Raw genomic sequence first — 17,711 nt, 5'->3', positions numbered from 1 at the left:
GCGGTTGGAAACACAATTATGATAACGACAAAGAAAAGTTTACTGGCCATCACGCTAGTAAGCGCCCTGGGCTTGGGCGTCGCACCTACTTTATACGCCCAAAACGACAGTGAAGAAAAAACAGAATCCGAGCTTGAAACGTGGGAAGTCAGCAACCCACCTTATGCATTAAACGAAGTCACTATCAAAACAAACGAAACCACGTGGTCTAGCTTAGACGTTGCACCAAACGGCGAGTTTATGGTTTTTGACATGCTGGGTGACTTGTACAAAGTGAGCATGAGTGGTGGCGATGCGACCCCGCTGACCCAAGACTTCGCATGGAATATTCACCCTTCAATTTCTCCAGACGGTAAACAGATCGCATTTATCTCGGATAAAGATGGGTTAAGTAACGTATGGGTTATGGACATTGACGGTAGTAATCTTCGTCAGGTAACCAAAGAGAAAAGCAATCTTATCCACTCTCCTAAATGGAGCCCTGACGGCGAATACCTAGTGGTAACCAAAGGCATCATGTCTAGCCGTAGTATTCCTGCGGGCGAGATTTGGATGTACCACAAATCAGGTGGTGACGGCCTACAAATTAAAGCTCGTAACAGCGGAAAGCTCGACCAACAAAACATTGCTGACCCTGTATTCTCTCATGACGGCAAGTATATTTACTTTACCGAAAATACGGTTCCGGGCGCCCGCTTTGAATATAACCGCGACCCGTTAGAAGGCATTTTTGCTATCACTCGCTACGACCGCGAAACCGGCGAAGAGAGCCGCTATATTAGCGGTACGGGCGGCGCTGTGGTTCCTGCGCCTTCACCTGACGGTAAATACATCGCTTTTGTGCGTCGCGTTAAAGATAGAACCGCGCTTTTCATTAAAGACATCAAGACAGGTGTAGAAACACCACTGACGTTAGAACTAGAGCGAGATATGCAGGAAGGCTTTGGTTCGGAAGGTTACTTTGCCTACTTCGACTGGATGCCAGACAGCAGCGAAATCGTATATTGGACAGGCGGTAAGTTCCACACTATCAACGTGAAAGATAAAACCACCAGCACCATGGACGTGACCGTTGAAGGCACGGTGAAATTTGCCGATGCGTTACGCTTTGACGTAGATGTCGCACCTGATGAATTTGACGTTCGCATGATCCGCTGGTCTCAAATATCGCCCAACGGTAAATCCGTACTCTTCCAAGCGTTAGGTAAACTTTATGTGCGCGACGTTAAATCTGGCAAAATTAAGCGTTTAACGAAACAAAACGACCATGACGAATACTATCCGCGCTTCTCTAACGACGGAAAGTCGATTGTTTATACGACATGGAATGACCAAGACCTAGGCACCGTTCGCGTGGTTTCTGCTCGTGGCGGGAAAGGAAAGGTTGTTAGCCAGCAGCCAGGTCACTACATTGAGCCATCGTTCTCTGCCGATGGCGAGAAAGTCGTCTTCCGCAAGTTTACGGGCGGCTACTTATTAGACCCCAAATACTCGGTTGAGCCAGGAATTTACGTAGCAGATCTTGAAGAAGACACCGTAGAAAAAGTCTCTGAGGGCGGCTACAACGCGCATTTCGCGGGTAACGACGACCGAGTGTATTTCACCGAATCAGCGGGCGGCGAAGCTTACTACGAAACCCAGCTTTCAAGCGTTAACCTTAAGGGTAACGACAAGCGAACTCACCTTTACGGTGCAGATAAAGTAAGTGAGTACAAACTTTCACACGATAAGAAATGGGTTGCGTTTGTTTACCAGTTCAAAACGTACGTGGCGCCGTTTGTCGAAAATGGCAAGCGCATCACCATAGGCCCGAACATGACCTCACTGCCGGTAACGCAGCTCTCAAGCCGTGCAGGTGAATACTTAACGTGGTCGCCTGACAATAGAACCCTTAGCTGGTTTAACGGCCCTACGCTATTTAGCCGTTCACTCGATGAAGCCTTTGCCTTTGTTGATGGCGCAGCGGAAACGCTGCCTGAGCCGGTAGCTGAAGGTATGGATTTGTCGTTTACCACTAAAGCTGACAAGCCATCTGGCTACAAAGCCTTGGTTGGCGGTAAAGTGGTAACCATGCGCGATGCCGACAACACCCAAGAGGTGATTGAAGATGGCGTTGTGCTGATTAAAGACAACCGCATTGAAGCAGTGGGTAAACGTGGCGATGTGACCATTCCTGATGATGCAATGCAAATAGACACAACGGGTAAAACCATTATCCCAGGGCTTGTTGATGCGCACGCTCACGGCTCGCAGGGCCGCAATGAGATTATCCCTCAGCAAAACTGGAGTCAGTACTCAAATGTGTCGTTCGGCGTAACAACTATTCATGACCCTTCAAACGACACGACAGAAATTTTTGCTGCGGCAGAATTACAGCGTAAAGGCGATATTGTTGCGCCACGTATCTACTCCACCGGCACGATTTTATACGGTGCAGAAGGACTAGGTTACAAAGCGATTATCAACAATTATGAAGATGCCTATTTCCACGTAGAGCGCTTGAAAGAAGCCGGTGCTATTTCAGTGAAAAGCTACAACCAGCCCCGTCGTGACCAGCGTCAGCAAGTGCTGTGGGCAGCAAAAAATCAAGAGATGATGGTAGTGCCTGAAGGGGGCGGTAAGCTTCAGCAGAATCTGACTATGTTGGTAGATGGCCATACGGGTCTTGAGCACAGCATTCCTGTGGAAAAAGGCTATAGCGACGTCACTCAACTGTGGAAAGCCACGGAGTTCGGCTATACGCCGACCTTTGTTGTGTCGTACGGCGGCATGATGGGTGAAGAATACTGGTACGATAAAACTGAAGTGTGGAAGAACCCGCGTCTTCTTCGCTATACCCCGTCGACTATTCTAGATAGCCGTGCGATCCGCAGACCTACTGCGCCAGAAAATCAGTACAACCACCAAAACGTAGCAAGCTACGCCAAAGAGCTCCGAGATAATGGGGTCAGTGTACATATTGGCGCTCACGGACAGCGTGAAGGCTTAGCTGCTCACTGGGAGCTGTGGATCATGGAGCAAGGCGGCTTCACGCCTTGGGAAGCGCTACGCGGCGGTACTATTGATGGCGCGAAACACCTAGGTATGGGCAAAGATCTTGGCAGTATCGAAAAAGGTAAACTTGCTGACCTAGTGGTGATTGATGGCGACGTATTAAGCGACATTAGAAAGAGTGAATTCGTAGAATACACTGTACTAAATGGACGCGTATACGAGTCGGCCACCATGAACGAAGTGGGCAGTAAGAAAAAACGCAAACCGTTCTTCTTTGAGCAAGACAATGCCACCTTTATGCCGCAACAAACGGCAGATGATGTAGAAGCGAAAGCGCACCACTATCATTGGGAGCATTAATTCTGCGTCCAAAGGCCTGTAGTAATAAATAACATAAACTAGTAGGCCTTAATTAACCCAACGCTAAAGCCGACGAAAGCTTCCTGTTTCGTCGGCTTTTTATTTTCTGAATATGAAAACTTACCTGTGCATGTTTAAAACTGAGTTTAGTCTTAAGTAAAAGAGTGGTATAACTGCTTTAAGGATGGAGGGTAATATATGAACCACCCCAAATCAGATTAAAAGGACTTATTCGCCATGCAGTATTATTTGCCACTAGCATTACTGCTTAACGCACTCATTTTTGCTTCAGCTGGCGCTCAAACGAGCGAAGCCCCTACCTATTATCAAGATTGCGCCGTTCTCGATTTTGGCGAACAAGACCTGTCTACGATGACAGAAGCGGAGAAAATACAAGCGTTAGACGACTCCTTATTTGGCGCACTAAACCAAAGCGAAGAATGCATGAACGCAGCGGCGCAATCGAGCGCACAAAGCGTAGCTAGCGCGGCGGGTCAAGGTACAGGGCAAGGCGCTGGTGCGGGTAATACCTCGAGCACATCATCTTCGGGGGCAGGCGCTGGGCAGTCTAGCTCACAAAGCAGCACTGAGTCTCAAGAATCATCGACGAATACACAAACAACCACTTCAAGTTCAGATCCTTCAAAACAGTCTGTTGGAGGACAAGCGAAAGGTGGAAGTTCAGCGGTATGTGACGCCGTAATTGCCGGCTTGCAAGGAGCAACAACTGAGTCTGAAAAGGCGCATTTCCAAGCATTAAAAGAGCAATACGGTTGTAAATAAAAAATCAGAGGAAGGAAAGGATATGTCTTCATTTAAACCCAAGGCCCTGTTTACCGTGGTCGCAACAGCATCGTTTATACTCTTGAGCGGATGTGGCTCAACGCAGACTAATGTCACCAGTGTAGGACCATCTATGGTAGGCCCAGGAGGCGGTCAGGCGTTAGGCGCACAAAAAAATACCTACAACTACAACTCCGAAATTTACATGGATGTTGCCATACCTGTATTTGACCCGGGCTTTCCAACAGAACGTGATGGCACTATCGATTACGATGAAATAGAAGAGGAAGGGATTTGGCCTCAAGTGCGTCGCTTAGAAGCTAACCGCTTTGCGATAGCAACCAAAGAAGCCCTAGGTGAAACCAAATCTTTCGGCAGCATTAACGTAACGCCAGATGCTTCTGCACTTGCCGATGTTTACGTGCTGGGCAAAATTAATTACTCAGATACTGAAACTGTAGAAATTGGCGTGAAAGTGATGGACGCTAAAAACACAGTGTGGGGTGAAGAAGAATTTGAATACCGCGTAAGTGAAGGCTGGTATCGCGATGCCATGTCTCGCGGCGAAAACCCTAACGGCCCAGTTTTCGAGCAAATTGCAAAATTCGTTTATGATTTGCTTATAAAGAAATCCGATGCCTACAAGCAAGAAGTGCAAATGGTGTCAGACCTGCGCTACGCACAAATGTATAGCCCTGAGTCGTTTAGCCAATACCTTACTCAAGGCAGAAGAGGTGAGATTGAGCTAATAAGTGCGCCTTCAGATAGCGATCCAATGCTTCGTCGCGTGCGCGCCATACAGGCAAAAGATGAACAATTTATAGATAGCCTTCAAGAAACCTATGATTCTTTTTGGGTAACCACTGAAGAGCCATACCGTAAGTACCAGAAAGAGACACTTCCTGAAGCCAAGAAAATCAGAGAACTTGAAGCAGAACGCACCACACAACAAGTCACGGCAGGGTTATTCGCAGTCGCGTCAGTGCTTTTAGGCTCTAACTCTAGCTCAACGGCTGGTCAAGTAGCCGCTGCAGGTGCTGGTATTGCCGCAATTGGCACACTGAGTGAAGCAATCAAAACTAACAAAGAGCTTCACGCCCAACGGGATCTATTCGATGAAATGGGGCAAAACCTTGATATTCAGGTAGCCGATCAAATTGTTGAAATAGACAATCAACGAATTGAGCTTCAAGGCACAGCAAGCGAACAATACTACCAGCTTCGCGCTCGCCTTAAAGATATCTATGACATGGAATCCACACCAATGACTGCGCTATAAGCCCAGTCGTTGGTGTTATCAAAACCATTAAATAAGATATCTATTCTATTGTTAAGTTAGAGAGTAAAGGGTTACGCATGCCAAGCGTTGAGCAACAAATAGAGCAAAGCAGAGCGAAGAAAAAGGCTCTCATAAAAAAGTCACTGCTCGGTTTTTCACTGGTCATGTTGATAGGCGTCGCAGGCGTGCTCCTTATCTCATATATGCCTACTGTCAGATCGAACGTTACGGACGCCACGGATGACACAACAGCAGTACCCCAAACCGCAAATTCCACACCCGTTGTGGAAGTTAATGAAGAAGAACGAAAAGCCCTTCAAATGGCGCTTAGCGAGTCAAAACAAAGTGTAAACGACTTGGTTAGTCGCGTTTCACACTCCCAGATGTTCCTAGAAAAAGCGAGTGAAGTTGAGCGCAAGTTGAATAGCGCGTTTAATGAATATGGCGCGTCCAACTACAGCGCAGTTATGAATGCACTGGATGATATAAAGAGCTCAGTTGACACAATAAATACTGACTACGAAAACGCCTACACTCAACCTTATGAAGACGCCCTCCTTGCCTTCAATAATGGGAATATTTCAAGCGCGTTTAACCTAAACAAAACGTCGTTAACGATTAACCCTGATTTCGAAAAAGCGAACATTTTGCAGCAACGCATTGATGTATTTGACGAGGTGCAAGACGCCTACGAGCAGGCACGCATTGGTAAGGTCGAAAACAACATCAGCAAACAGCGCGAAGCGTACGCAAAAATAGTACAGTTAGATCCTGCCCGTAAGGACGCACAGCAAGCACTTGATGCTATTAACCGGCAATTGCAAGACAGCCGATTTGATACGCTGCTAGCTCAGGCAAATCGAGCTATTGAGCGAGGTGACTTCCCTGCTGCCGCAGAATTCCTAAATGACGCCAAGAGCCTAAAAGCTTCAAGCAGTGAGCTTGCCACCATTAGTAAAAAGCTCGCGTCTTTAATTGCTTTACAAGAGCAGCAGAAAATTGAAAATCAAGTCGCCTTGTTTGTCAGCGCAGATGAATGGCAAACCGTAAAGCTGCTAGCTAATAAAGGCCTCGCTAGCTTTCCAGCCAGCCCTGCTTTACTTGAGGCAAAGCAAAATGCCGAAGCCATACTCGATGCAGAAAAAAGCTTGAGCGCTTACCAAAGGCGGCCAGAGCGTTTATCGGATAACAACGTCAGAAATCTAGCCCTTAAAGACATTGCGCGAGCAGGTTCACATGCAGAAAAAAGCGCAAAACTTCGTGCCCAAATATCTTCACTTGAGCAAGTGATCGACAATATCAATCAGCCCCGCTCCGTAACAATAACGTCGGATAACGATACCTACATTAAAGTACTTGGAGTAGGTCTCGTGGGGGAAGTAAAAACAAAAACCATTCAGCTGAAACCTGGTACATATCGCATTGAAGGGAGCCGCGAAGGTTATCGCTCAACCATTCAAGAGATTGTTGTTTCACCGTCAGACACCAACCTATCAGTACATGTTGTATGTACTGAAAAAGTATAAGGACCTATCTAGTGAGCAGTATTGATGACGCCATTGCCAAAGGAAAGAAGCGAAGAAAGGGCGTTGCTATAGCTTCATTAATAGGACTGGCCGCCGTTCTCGTTGTTTATTTTGGCTGGCTGTTTCTAACCAAAGGTTATGCCTTTGCAGTTTCTCCAGAACGTGCAGCACAAAATCCGCAATTTGCTGTTTTAAGTGGTAGTGCGATGTTCATTAGTGACAAGCTTTACGTGTTTGGTAGCCATGCCAAAGTCCATGTTTCGGCCCCAAAATATCAAGACGCCACGGTTGTTATTAACGACAACTCGCCAAGCACTATTAATGTTACGCTCGTTCCTTTACCCGCAAAAGTCACCCTATCAACCTCCCCTTCCTTGAGTGAAATAACCTGGCATTTAAACGCTGAGAAAGTAGCGGTATCGAGAACCTACGTAACGGAATTAAAAAAGGGCAGCTACAGAGCGAGCGCCAGTCATCCGCATTATGAAACGGGTGAGATCCAATTTGATGCAGATATCGCGCAGGAAATTGAACAAGTTATTTCACTTTCTCCAGTTAAGGGCGCAATTAGCATAAACTCAAGCCCTTCTGGTGCCAATGTCTCCCTTGACGGTAAAGATATGGGTGTCACGCCACTTTCTATTAATATGAATGGCGGTAAGTACGAAATTGTCGTGACGAAGTCAGGGCTAGAGCCATTGGAAGACACCATTGAAGTCACTAGCCACCGCCCTAACCCGACAAGAAACTATAACCTTCAACCCCTTCAAGCACAGATAACAGTTTCGACAGACCCTCAGGGCGGCGTACTTACAGTAAATAATAAACCGACTGATACAAGATCTCGTGTGGATGCGAATACGCCACATATCGTCAAGTATGAAAAAACCGGATTTATTTCACAAAGCCAGCGGATCACGCTAGCTCCCGGCGAGAACAAAGCGCTTACGTTCAACCTTCAAGAAGAGCGAGGACAAGTGAATATAAGCGCGTCGTTAAGTGCAAAAGTTTTGATCGACGGTTCGTCTAAAGGTCAAACGCCGCTTAATTTAACGCTTCAAGCTTTACCGCACACAGTAACATTCGAACGTGAAGGATATCGCAGTGTTACCAAGACTATTACACCTAGTGCAAACAAGCCGGTGAAAGTACACGCTGATATGCTTACAGAGTTTGAAGCAAGACGGCGTGAAGGTAAGCCGCTCTTTGCAAATACACTGGGTATTCAACTTTCGCTTGTTACACCCAAGGCCTTCACTATGGGCTCTCCTGCAAACGAAAAGGATCGCCAGCGCAATGAAACACAAAGAGACGTATCTTTTTCGCGTAAATTCTGGATGTCTAATCACGAGATTACTCAGGCGCAGTTCGCCGCGTTCGCAGGGAAAGGCGCTAGCAGCAAGCTACCGATCACGAATGTTTCGTGGAGTGATGCGGTTGCGTTTACAAATTGGCTAAGCGAGAAGGAAGGTTTAACACCGTTTTATGTTGTTCAAAATGGCAGAGTAACGGGTATTGATAAAACCTCGAAAGGCTATCGTTTACCTACGGAAGCCGAGTGGGAATTCGTTGCAAAAATGAATCGCCGAGCATCACCAACAATCTTTGTTTGGGGTAATCAGTTTAGGCTTCGCGATAAGCAAGGTAACTTCGCTGATGCATCGCTAAGTGGGAAACAGACCTTCATTTTAAAAGACTACGATGACGGATTTGTCGACAAAGCCCCTGTTGGTTCGTTCAAAGCTGAACGTGGTGGATTCTACGATTTAGATGGCAATGTGCGTGAGTGGGTCCACGATGTTTACCAGAATTCACCATCAAACCAGTCTGGTACTTTTGCCGACTACCTAGGCCCTGTTGGACAAGGTAAACACGTAGTAAAAGGCGCGTCGTTTCAAACGGGTCGGCTTAAAAATATTCGCGCAAGCGTGCGCAGCGGTGAGACTGAACCTGCTGACGATATAGGCTTTCGCATAGCGAGGTACGAGAATTAACATGAAAAAGAAACTGATCATTGCTGCAGTATTGTTGGCCATTGCGGGCACGGCAAGTGCGTACTTTGTATCGTTAGATTCGCCGCAAGACTTTCCAACTAACATTTAACTATCAAGGAATGATGATGAATAAAGAGAATACGTTGTCAATGAACCCCAGCTTTCTTGTAAGTGGCGGGGTCTTTCTATTTATATTTGCCTTGGTACATTTCCTATTTGCCGGTGTCATTCGCCCCTCGGCCGAAAAAGTCATGGCAACGGCTGGCACAGCGTCCCTATCCTCTTTCTGGGTTATTCTTAAAGATATCGAGCAACAGGTTTGTATCTCACTGATGCTGTTTTGCATTTTCCTAATGGTTTACAAGCTTTGGAAGCTGCTGGACGAAGAAGAGATTTACTCACGAGATTTACTGCCTGAGCACAACAAAGATACGCCACTAAATGTAGATAAAGCGTTATATGAGCTTTCGTCTTCATCTTATAGCGACACCCCCGCATACAGCACGTGGATAAACTGCATTAGACGCTTTAAAAACACACAGAACGTGCAGCATGCTGCCGATGCAATCCACGCTTCGGTAGAAAATATTGCTGCCCAGCTTGAAAGTGGTAATAACGTGATTCGCTACATAATCTGGGCTATTCCTTCGATTGGTTTCGTTGGCACTGTTCGCGGTATTGGCGCAGCCCTTGCGCAAGCAGACGCAGCCCTAGATGGTGATATAGCGGGAATGACGGCTTCGCTGGGCGTTGCGTTCAACTCTACTCTCGTGGCGCTTTTTATATCGCTTATATTAATGTTGTTAATGCACCTGTTAAATGGTCGCCAAGACACTATGGTAATTCGCACACAAGAGTCTTGTGAACACCACCTCCTGTCACACCTTCACAACTAATTAGGCGAGACAGTAATGCCTAAAGTGCGTAAAGCCGAAGACGGATTTAACCTGGCGTTTTTAGACGTTATGGCCTGTGGCCTTGGCGCGGTTATTCTTATTTTCATTCTGGTCGACTTTAAAGCGTTTACACCTACACCAACTGAAGAGAAAGAAAAATTAGAGCAAGAACTCGCCGCCGCAGAGCAAGAACAACAAAAACTCAAAAAGTCGATTGACGAGTTAAACGATAAAATTGCCCTTGAGTCAGCGAAGCAAGACGATGCTCAGCAAGCGCAAGCAGATACAACGCAAGACCAGTCAAAACTACTGCAAGATATGTCTACTGAAATGGCAGTAGTGGCTGATCTTGAAAACCAGCTAGCCGCATTGTCTAAAGAAGTAGAAAAGTCAGCCAACATTCAAATGCAAGGTACCGGCGAACAGAACTACATCACTGGCATGAAAATAGAAGGCCCAGAAATAGGTCTGCTAATTGACAAAAGTGCGTCAATGATGGGCGATAACTTGGTGGATATTTTAGGCAAGTTAGCGTTGAGTGATAGCCAGAAAGTCTCTACGCCGAAGTGGATACGCACCAAGCGGGTAGCCCAATGGATGCTCGCGCGTGTTCCTTTAGAATCAAGAGTCACCGTAGTGACTTTTTCAGACACCGCTACCACACTAGGCCTTCGTGATGTAAATAGTGCCAAAGTCAGCGGTTCGATGAACGCAATAGTTAAAGACCTCGGTGCTGTCGTCCCCAATGGAGGAACAAACCTTCAAGAAGGTTTAAGCATTTTATTTAAGGCTAACCCAAACATCACCGATGTGTATATTGTCACCGATGGCCTTCCTACCTTGGGTGACGGACTACCCATGAGCTGCAAAAGCTTCATTAGTAGTAAAAAGTCAATTTCATCAGATTGCCGTAAGACCTTATTTGTTGAAACCGTTAAGCGCGCTAAGAAAGGCGTGCATTACAATGTGATTTTGCTGCCCATTGAGGGCGATCCTTTTGCTTCACCTATGTACTGGGAATGGACCCGCGCAACAAGCGGCACTTTCCTATCACCTGCTCCGGAGTGGCCTTAATGCGCAAAATTCAACGAGCCCCCGTTGAGGTATTCAACATTGCCTTTCTCGACATAATTTCCTGTGCTTTCGGCGCCGTAGTCATGCTAGTGCTTCTGGCCAAAAACGGTACTGAAGACACCGAGCGAGGCCCTAGTAACGTAAGCGTTCTTATTGACCAGGTATTACAGGCTCAAGTTGACGTTGAAACGCTCAAAGGCGCACTGTCAGATAAGCTACAAGAACTGAAAGCAGCACAAAGCAAAACCGCTTCCGTCACGGAACAGAAAGACAATTTAGACTCATCGATACCACGCGCACAACAAACCATTAATCAACTAAAAGACAAAGCTTCGTCGCTGCGTAACGAAATACGCCAAGCAACCGCTATGTTAAATACGCCGAATCCGACAGATACGCCTGACGATGATGTTGGTGGAATTCCCACCGATGCTGAGTACGTTATTTTTGCTATCGATAACTCGGGTTCCATGTCCTCTGGCAGTGGTTGGAATCGCGTGATCACCGTCGTAAACGACATTTTAAAAAACCATCCTAAAATGAAAGGTTTTCAGATTATGTCTGCTGACGGAAGCTTTATGTTTTCCAGTAGAGCTGGGCAATGGCTAGATGACAGACAAACAATGAGAGATACCGCAATGAGCCAAATGAAGAGCTTTAAAGGAGGGGCGAGTCAGCCTGAAGCGGGGATCCTTAAAGCCATCAAGCTGTATAAAAACACCAAAGGGCGTGTGAGTCTTTATGTGTTTGGCGATGATTATCAAAGGCCGAATTTAGATCAGATTGTAAGTCAGATTACCCAAGCTAACCAAGGTGCCAATGGACAGCCTGTTATTCGTATACACGGCGTAGGCTTTAGCCGAAGTAATGGAAACGCACAGCGCTTTAGTGCATTTATGCAGGCGGTAGCGAAGCGAAACCGCGGCGCTTTCATCGGCCAATATTTTTAGTCTCTATTGGCCGATGAATCGCCTCGTTGGCCAAGGTTTTATCTGTTTCGGCCATACTGTTCGTGTGACGACACCCAGTCTGACGAACTAATGGCTGATGCTAGTGATATCTCTCCAGCCAACACCACAGACGCCACAATTTCTGCAAATTTATACACGCGATCTCGCCCGTAGCAATCCAGCAACTCTAAGCACTCGCGCTGTGTACCTATTCCTGTACCACCGCCATACGTCGCTACGATGAGCGATGGAATGGTAATAGACACGTACAGGTCACCGTCGTCTGTTAATTCTGAATACATCATTGCCGCCGACGATTCAGATACGTTTGCAACATCCTGCCCTGTGGCGATAAACATAGCAGTAATACCGTTTGGTGAATGCAGACCCGTGTTATTCACACCAGACAAGAAAGATCCTACGCCAGCTACACGGCCGTGATAATCTATCTGTTTGGGGTCTACGCGCATTACTTCTAATAAATGTTCGCGTTTAATAGTGGCTTCAGCTGTCACCCGTTTACCACGGGTACGCATAATATTTATTTGAGAGGCCTTTTTGTCTGTAGCAAAGTTAGACTCAAGGTAGAAATTCTCTATCCCCTCATAATGATCGAGTATCCACCCGCATGCTGCGAAGGTAGCACGGCCAACCATGTTTTGACCCGCTGCATCACCGGTCTTAAAGTTAAAACGCAAAAACGCAAATTTGTTCGATAGGAAATGGTCGATATACGTCAGCTTAGCAATACTTGAGGTCGCTTCTGCTTCTTCCTTAATCTTTTCAAAGTTTGCTTTAATCCATTTAACGAAATCTCTGGCACCTCGTGCATTTTCAAAAATAAATACAGGGGCTCGCTGCATAGCGTCGTCGACGACCGTTGCCGTTACGCCACCGCTCATGTTAAGCAGCTTCATGCCTCGGTTATACGATGCCACCAGCGTACCTTCGGTAGTCGCTAACGGCACGACAAACTCCCCTTGTGCATGCTCTCCGTTTATCTTCAACGGCCCTGCAATACCGATAGGAACCTGCGCCACGCCAATAAAATGCTCAATATTCCCCTTAAGCGCTTGTGGGTCGATTGAGTACTTACCTACGTGATCAATTTTCTTTCCGGTGGCGCTTTCGAAATATTCTTGGCGTGTTTTTATAATATTTTCGCCGTAGTCATCCATGTCGTCACGAGGAATAAAAGCGCTGCGTTGTCCTGGCGCAGTAATATTGTCTTCCACTTCAAATTTAAGCTTTCCAAAAGGCGAAGCAGAAAAGCAAATACCCAGTTTTCGCTTTTCTGGGCACGGCGCTTCATCAATATCTAAATGCACGGTAATGGTTTGACGCAAGCCAAAGGGCTCTCCGTCTGATTTATTTAATGCTTCTACGGAAATAATGGAGTCGGGAGTTAACTGGAGTGAAATTTTATGCTCTGGAATTTTTTCGCCATCAAGAGATATCCACTTTACTTCTTTAATGGTTGCGTCTTTCAATCTGTTTTTCAGAGAAAAAGATAAGCCTTTATCTGTCTTCGTAAGACTTGCGCGTGTATAGAGTTGCTTTAAAAGTATGCTGGGCACAAACATGAGGCTTCCTTCTGTGTGTTCTTACCGTGTTATTTTCATATTCCTTTGTTTTTTATAGCACATTCTTTATACAGTTCTATGACTTCTTTGTCTTTTACTGGCAATTATTTGTTTCTGAATCACTTCTAAATTTGAGCCAGCCGCTTTCAAAAATGCGCCAACACCAGTGAAACCGTGTGCTACTGAAATATAGACCTTAGCAGTAATTCATCAAGTTCCCAACCCACCTAAAGTGAACACCGTCACCGCAGTAATGTTGACCACAAGGTATCTGGTAGTAACAAAACGGAGGCGTCAAGGACTGTGATGCCAAGGAGAAAAAGCCTAAACGGAAGTGGCGGCCAGATACCTTTAACTTGACCCAAACAAAGTTAGATAAGCACTGCAACGTAAATACGTAAACAAAAAAGGAATGGAGATGAGAACAGGACTGTTTAGAAAGGAAGTCATTGATGAGCAATCAAATGCTGTTGATGGACGTTTTTTAATGACCCCAAAACCTGTTTATTCTGCAATAGCTGGCCTGCTTGTGGTCTGGATTTTGGCAGTGATTATTTATCTAAATACGGGAAGCTACGCACGAAAGGCATCAGTGAGTGGATGGCTGGAACCCAGTCATGGCGTTTTTAAGCTCTATGCCGATGCAAGGCGCGGCAAAGTACTTGACGTATTGGTCAGTGAAGGTCAATTAGTGAGTAAGGGCGCGCCGCTAATTAAGATCAACTACAGTAGCGATGATGCATCAGGCAATAAAGTTAGCACGCAGTTGCTCGCTGAGCTTGAAGCAAAGCAGCATCGAACACGTCAAAATATTCAACGTCTTGATGTGTTGCATAGAGCGCAGCGACAAGGCTTAGAAGAGCAACTAAGCCAAGCCAAACGGGCATTAACGGCTTTAGACGCCATCGTTGAATTGTCGCAAACCCAGTGGGCACTAGCACTAAAGCAGTGGGAGAAAGCGCAAACCTTACTTAATCAAGGGCACATTAGCCAAGCAGACTATGAAAACCATACGCTACAAAGATTGACCGCCGAACAACAGCTTACGTTGGCCAAAAAAGACCAAAATGACGAAAAGGCGAATATCGCTGCTCTCCACCATGAACTTGCCACTTTGCCTCAACAGCAGGCCAATGAAATGGCAAACGTGGAGAACACCTTGAGCGATCTCACGCAGCAAATAGTAAGTCACAAGAGTAACGCAGAAGAAACGATTTATGCGCCTCACAATGGCGTGATATCCGGCCTTCAAGTAAAGGCGGGATATACCATCGATAGCTCTCGCCCGCTTCTTACCTTACTGCCTAAAAATGCCGACATTCAAGCGCGTATTGCAGTTCCCGTGCGGTCTGCTGGATTTTTACGCAAAGGCCAAGCCCTGCATATTCGATACGACGCATTTCCTTATCAAAAATTTGGTGTGCAGTCAGGGGAGATAGTGAACATTTCACCTTCGTTGGTGCTACCTGGTGAGCTTACCGACATCCCTATTTCTATTAGTGAACCCGCTTATCTTGTTACTGCAACGCTAAATACAAAAGAAATATTGGCTTATGGAAACAATATTTCACTGAAAGCTGGGATGACATTTTCTGCAGACGTAGATTTAAGTCAACGTACGTTGATGGAGTGGTTAATGGAACCACTGTATAGCATTACTGGGAAGCTGTAATCATGATGAACATTACACACCCACTTTCAACGCAAATCCTTTATACAAAAAAGCGTGTGCCCGTTGTACTGCAAAGCGAAGCAGCTGAGTGTGGACTTGCTTGTATGACTATGATTGCGCAGTACTATTCTGATAAACGTGATCTAAATGCTCTACGTCAGACTGTGTCTGTGTCGCTACGAGGCACTACGTTAAAAGACGTAATGCGCATTGCCAGTGATTTGGGTTTCCAAACCCGCGCCATCAAGATAGAAATGGAGCACTTGGCGCAATTATCTTGCCCTGCAATTCTACATTGGAACATGAATCACTTTGTTGTGTTAACTAAAGTGAAGGGAAAAACTCTTACCATTCACGACCCCGCGCTTGGAGAAAGAAAACTCACTTATTCTGAGGCGTCGAAGTATATTACCGGTATTGCACTTGAAGTCACGCCTAGCGACACATTTAGTCCCAAGAAGTCCGCGCCACGTTTGGGTCTTAGTCAATTCTTCACTAGAACAACAGGGTTTAAGCGAAATCTTCTAACCCTTTTTGCGTTATCGATTGTGTTGCAGTTATTTGCACTTGCTTCACCCTATTACATGCAAACAGTCGTAGATGATGTATTGATTTATAACAACGATGCATTACTGAAAGCGCTGGCAATAGGGTTTGCCCTGCTACTAATAATAGAAACTTTTACTAGCGGGATAAGAAAGTTCGTTATTCTGTCGGTGTCGTCTCGCCTTCAGCTTCAAATGTCGGCGTCGGTATTTAAGCACTTATTATCGCTTCCGTTGGACTACTTCGACAAGCGACATATTGGCGATGTGGTATCCCGCTTTGGCTCACTGGCGAGTATTCGTGAGTTCCTAACCACTGGCCTGGTTACTGCGCTGTTAGACGGGCTTATGGCAGTGATCACGCTAGCAGTAATGATTTTATATTCGCCCAAACTCACGCTGGTTGTAGTGGCAATCATGCTTGCCTACCTCGCCGTTCGTCTTGGACTGCTGCCGTTTATTAAACGTCTTACCACTGAACGCATTGCGCTTGCAGCATTAGAACAAAGTCACTTTATGGAAAGCGTACGCGCTATCCTACCTATTCGCGTATACAGCCAAGAAGTACAGCGCCACGGGCAGTGGCAAAACAAGCTTGTCGCCACGCTAAACAAAGACATCACTCTTGGAAAGATCAACATAGGCAGCGCACTGACCAATCAGCTATTGTTTGGCGCTGAAAATTTGGTCGTTGTGTATATTGGTGCCAGCCTGGTTATGGAAGGAACCCTTTCGATAGGGATGCTGCTGGCATTTATGGCGTACAAAGCTCGCTTTGTCAGCGCATTAGATGGCGTAGTTAACAAGCTGATTGAGCTTAGTATGTTAGGTGTTCATTTCAACCGCTTAAGCGACATTTTACTCACACCATCACAGCAGAAGCCTCTGTCGTTAAAAACTAAGGACGATACATTTGAAAAACAAAACGTTCATTTTAGTAATGCAGACGTCCCCAACTCATCCACGTCCAACTCACTTGCACCTAACGTTTTAACGCCTGATGGCGCAAGTACGCCCTCGCTTCTTGATGCCAAAACTCGCCCTGTAGCGCTTAAAGCGACGGCGCTCAGTTATCGTTACAGTGAGACCAATGCGTGGGTGTTTAAAAATCTAATGTTCTCGGTACATAGCGGAGAGATCGTCGCAATCACAGGCGATAGCGGCTGTGGAAAAAGCACAATGCTTAAGTGCCTGATGGGACTGTACCCTGTTTCAGAAGGCAATATTGAACACCCAAGCTCTACAAACCCAGTCATCGCGTCAGTGCTTCAGGAGGATACCTGTTTAAGCGGCACCATCGCGCAAAATATCTGTTGTTTTGAAGAAGCTCCCGACCTCAAGAAAATGGTTTACGTCGCTCAGCTTGCCTGTATCCATGAAGACATCATGCAGATGCCTATGCAATACCACTCCTTGGTCGGTGATATGGGTAGCAGCTTAAGTGGTGGTCAAAAACAGCGTCTGCTTCTTGCAAGAGCGCTTTACCAAGAGCCAGACATTTTATTTTTAGACGAAGCAAGCAGTCACCTAGATATGGAAAACGAGGCTCAGATAAATCATCACCTTAAGTCTCTAAATATGACGCGAATTATTGTGGCACATCGCCCTCAATCAATTGCCATGGCAGACAAGGTTTATCGTCTGGAAGACGGCAACTTACATCTATGCCCTCCCACTGAAGTAACAGGAAGCGCAACATCAGGTAAACACGGAGAAACACTATGAAAACACATGAAATCAGAGAACCCGCAGTATTGATGACAGCAGCTGAACGCATGCAAATAGATGCGAACGGCATTACCGCTCGGAACAGCGTTATCCCCATTGACTGTTTATCAAAGCGCGAACTACAAGTTGCACACAAAATAATGGAAGGACGCTCAAATAAGGTTATTGCCTCAGAGCTATTCATCAGTGAAAGGACCGTCAAATTTCACTGCGCCAACATTTACAAAAAGCTCAACATTAGCAACCGTTCTGTGCTTATTGCCTGCTGTTTTAGAACCCTTTACCAAGAAGTGGCTTCGCTGTAAGCGTGTCCACTTCATTACTCAC

The 17,711-nt window shown here is 46.0% G+C and carries 12 protein-coding genes; 11 read left to right on the top strand and 1 reads right to left on the bottom strand.

Annotated features, from left to right (window positions below; genetic code table 11):
- Positions 1–18 precede the first annotated feature (18 nt).
- From MHN00_RS10425 to MHN00_RS10390, 8 genes are all read left to right on the top strand, one after another.
- Positions 19–3,354 (top strand): amidohydrolase family protein, encoded by a 3,336-nt coding sequence (locus tag MHN00_RS10425; RefSeq protein ID WP_239301112.1) that lies wholly within the window; start codon positions 19–21, stop codon positions 3,352–3,354.
- A gap of 237 nt (positions 3,355–3,591) precedes the next feature.
- Complete coding sequence (locus MHN00_RS10420; RefSeq protein ID WP_039233996.1) at positions 3,592–4,137, top strand: hypothetical protein; 546 nt, start codon at positions 3,592–3,594, stop codon at positions 4,135–4,137.
- 22 nt (positions 4,138–4,159) lie between these two features.
- The gene (locus MHN00_RS10415) at positions 4,160–5,416 is read left to right on the top strand and encodes a hypothetical protein (RefSeq protein WP_239301111.1); all 1,257 of its coding nucleotides are present in this window, start codon (positions 4,160–4,162) and stop codon (positions 5,414–5,416) included.
- A gap of 77 nt (positions 5,417–5,493) precedes the next feature.
- A complete protein-coding gene (locus MHN00_RS10410) occupies positions 5,494–6,942 on the top strand; it encodes a hypothetical protein (protein ID WP_239301110.1) in 1,449 nt (482 codons plus the stop codon).
- Between the two features lie 11 nt (positions 6,943–6,953).
- Positions 6,954–8,936, top strand: a complete 1,983-nt coding sequence (locus MHN00_RS10405; RefSeq protein ID WP_239301109.1) for an SUMF1/EgtB/PvdO family nonheme iron enzyme — start codon at positions 6,954–6,956, stop codon at positions 8,934–8,936.
- 125 nt (positions 8,937–9,061) lie between these two features.
- Positions 9,062–9,832: a MotA/TolQ/ExbB proton channel family protein gene (locus MHN00_RS10400; protein WP_239301108.1), complete on the top strand. Its 771-nt coding sequence runs from the start codon at positions 9,062–9,064 to the stop codon at positions 9,830–9,832.
- A 15-nt stretch (positions 9,833–9,847) separates the two neighbouring features.
- Entirely contained in the window at positions 9,848–10,906 is a 1,059-nt protein-coding gene (locus tag MHN00_RS10395; RefSeq protein WP_014950958.1) for a vWA domain-containing protein, read from the top strand.
- A complete protein-coding gene (locus MHN00_RS10390) occupies positions 10,906–11,856 on the top strand; it encodes a VWA domain-containing protein (protein ID WP_014950959.1) in 951 nt (316 codons plus the stop codon). Before MHN00_RS10395 ends, MHN00_RS10390 begins: the two co-directional genes overlap by 1 nt.
- 38 nt (positions 11,857–11,894) lie before the next feature.
- Here MHN00_RS10390 and MHN00_RS10385 read toward each other — a convergent pair whose 3' ends face one another.
- Positions 11,895–13,439, bottom strand: coding sequence for a hydroxymethylglutaryl-CoA reductase (locus MHN00_RS10385; protein ID WP_239301107.1), 1,545 nt, complete (start codon positions 13,437–13,439; stop codon positions 11,895–11,897).
- Positions 13,440–13,857: 418 nt separating this feature from the next.
- Between MHN00_RS10385 and MHN00_RS10380 the strand changes: the two genes are divergently transcribed.
- The 3 genes from MHN00_RS10380 to MHN00_RS10370 are packed head-to-tail and all read left to right on the top strand — an operon-like array spanning position 13,858 to position 17,689.
- Positions 13,858–15,111, top strand: coding sequence for an HlyD family efflux transporter periplasmic adaptor subunit (locus tag MHN00_RS10380; RefSeq protein WP_239301106.1), 1,254 nt, complete (start codon positions 13,858–13,860; stop codon positions 15,109–15,111).
- A 2-nt stretch (positions 15,112–15,113) separates the two neighbouring features.
- On the top strand, positions 15,114–17,381 hold the full coding sequence (locus MHN00_RS10375) for a peptidase domain-containing ABC transporter (protein WP_239301105.1): 2,268 nt from the start codon (positions 15,114–15,116) through the stop codon (positions 17,379–17,381).
- The gene (locus MHN00_RS10370) at positions 17,378–17,689 is read left to right on the top strand and encodes a helix-turn-helix transcriptional regulator (RefSeq protein WP_014950963.1); all 312 of its coding nucleotides are present in this window, start codon (positions 17,378–17,380) and stop codon (positions 17,687–17,689) included. The genes MHN00_RS10375 and MHN00_RS10370 overlap by 4 nt, the downstream gene beginning before the upstream one ends.
- Positions 17,690–17,711 lie beyond the last annotated feature (22 nt).

Source organism: Alteromonas sp. Cnat2-8 (assembly GCF_022348355.1).
GTDB lineage: Bacteria > Pseudomonadota > Gammaproteobacteria > Enterobacterales > Alteromonadaceae > Alteromonas > Alteromonas macleodii.
The sequence above is the reverse complement of the archived record's forward strand: the minus strand, read 5'-3'. Positions and strand labels throughout refer to the sequence as shown.

What these genes read in the sequence shown, in the direction of transcription:
- MHN00_RS10425 (WP_239301112.1), top strand. Translation starts at nt 19, where the DNA reads ATGATAACGACAAAGAAAAGTTTACTGGCCATCACGCTAGTAAGCGCC.
- MHN00_RS10420 (WP_039233996.1), top strand. Translation starts at nt 3,592, where the DNA reads ATGCAGTATTATTTGCCACTAGCATTACTGCTTAACGCACTCATTTTT.
- MHN00_RS10415 (WP_239301111.1), top strand. Translation starts at nt 4,160, where the DNA reads ATGTCTTCATTTAAACCCAAGGCCCTGTTTACCGTGGTCGCAACAGCA.
- MHN00_RS10410 (WP_239301110.1), top strand. Translation starts at nt 5,494, where the DNA reads ATGCCAAGCGTTGAGCAACAAATAGAGCAAAGCAGAGCGAAGAAAAAG.
- MHN00_RS10400 (WP_239301108.1), top strand. Translation starts at nt 9,062, where the DNA reads ATGAATAAAGAGAATACGTTGTCAATGAACCCCAGCTTTCTTGTAAGT.
- MHN00_RS10395 (WP_014950958.1), top strand. Translation starts at nt 9,848, where the DNA reads ATGCCTAAAGTGCGTAAAGCCGAAGACGGATTTAACCTGGCGTTTTTA.
- MHN00_RS10390 (WP_014950959.1), top strand. Translation starts at nt 10,906, where the DNA reads ATGCGCAAAATTCAACGAGCCCCCGTTGAGGTATTCAACATTGCCTTT.
- MHN00_RS10385 (WP_239301107.1), bottom strand. Translation starts at nt 13,439, where the DNA reads ATGTTTGTGCCCAGCATACTTTTAAAGCAACTCTATACACGCGCAAGT.
- MHN00_RS10380 (WP_239301106.1), top strand. Translation starts at nt 13,858, where the DNA reads ATGAGAACAGGACTGTTTAGAAAGGAAGTCATTGATGAGCAATCAAAT.
- MHN00_RS10375 (WP_239301105.1), top strand. Translation starts at nt 15,114, where the DNA reads ATGATGAACATTACACACCCACTTTCAACGCAAATCCTTTATACAAAA.
- MHN00_RS10370 (WP_014950963.1), top strand. Translation starts at nt 17,378, where the DNA reads ATGAAAACACATGAAATCAGAGAACCCGCAGTATTGATGACAGCAGCT.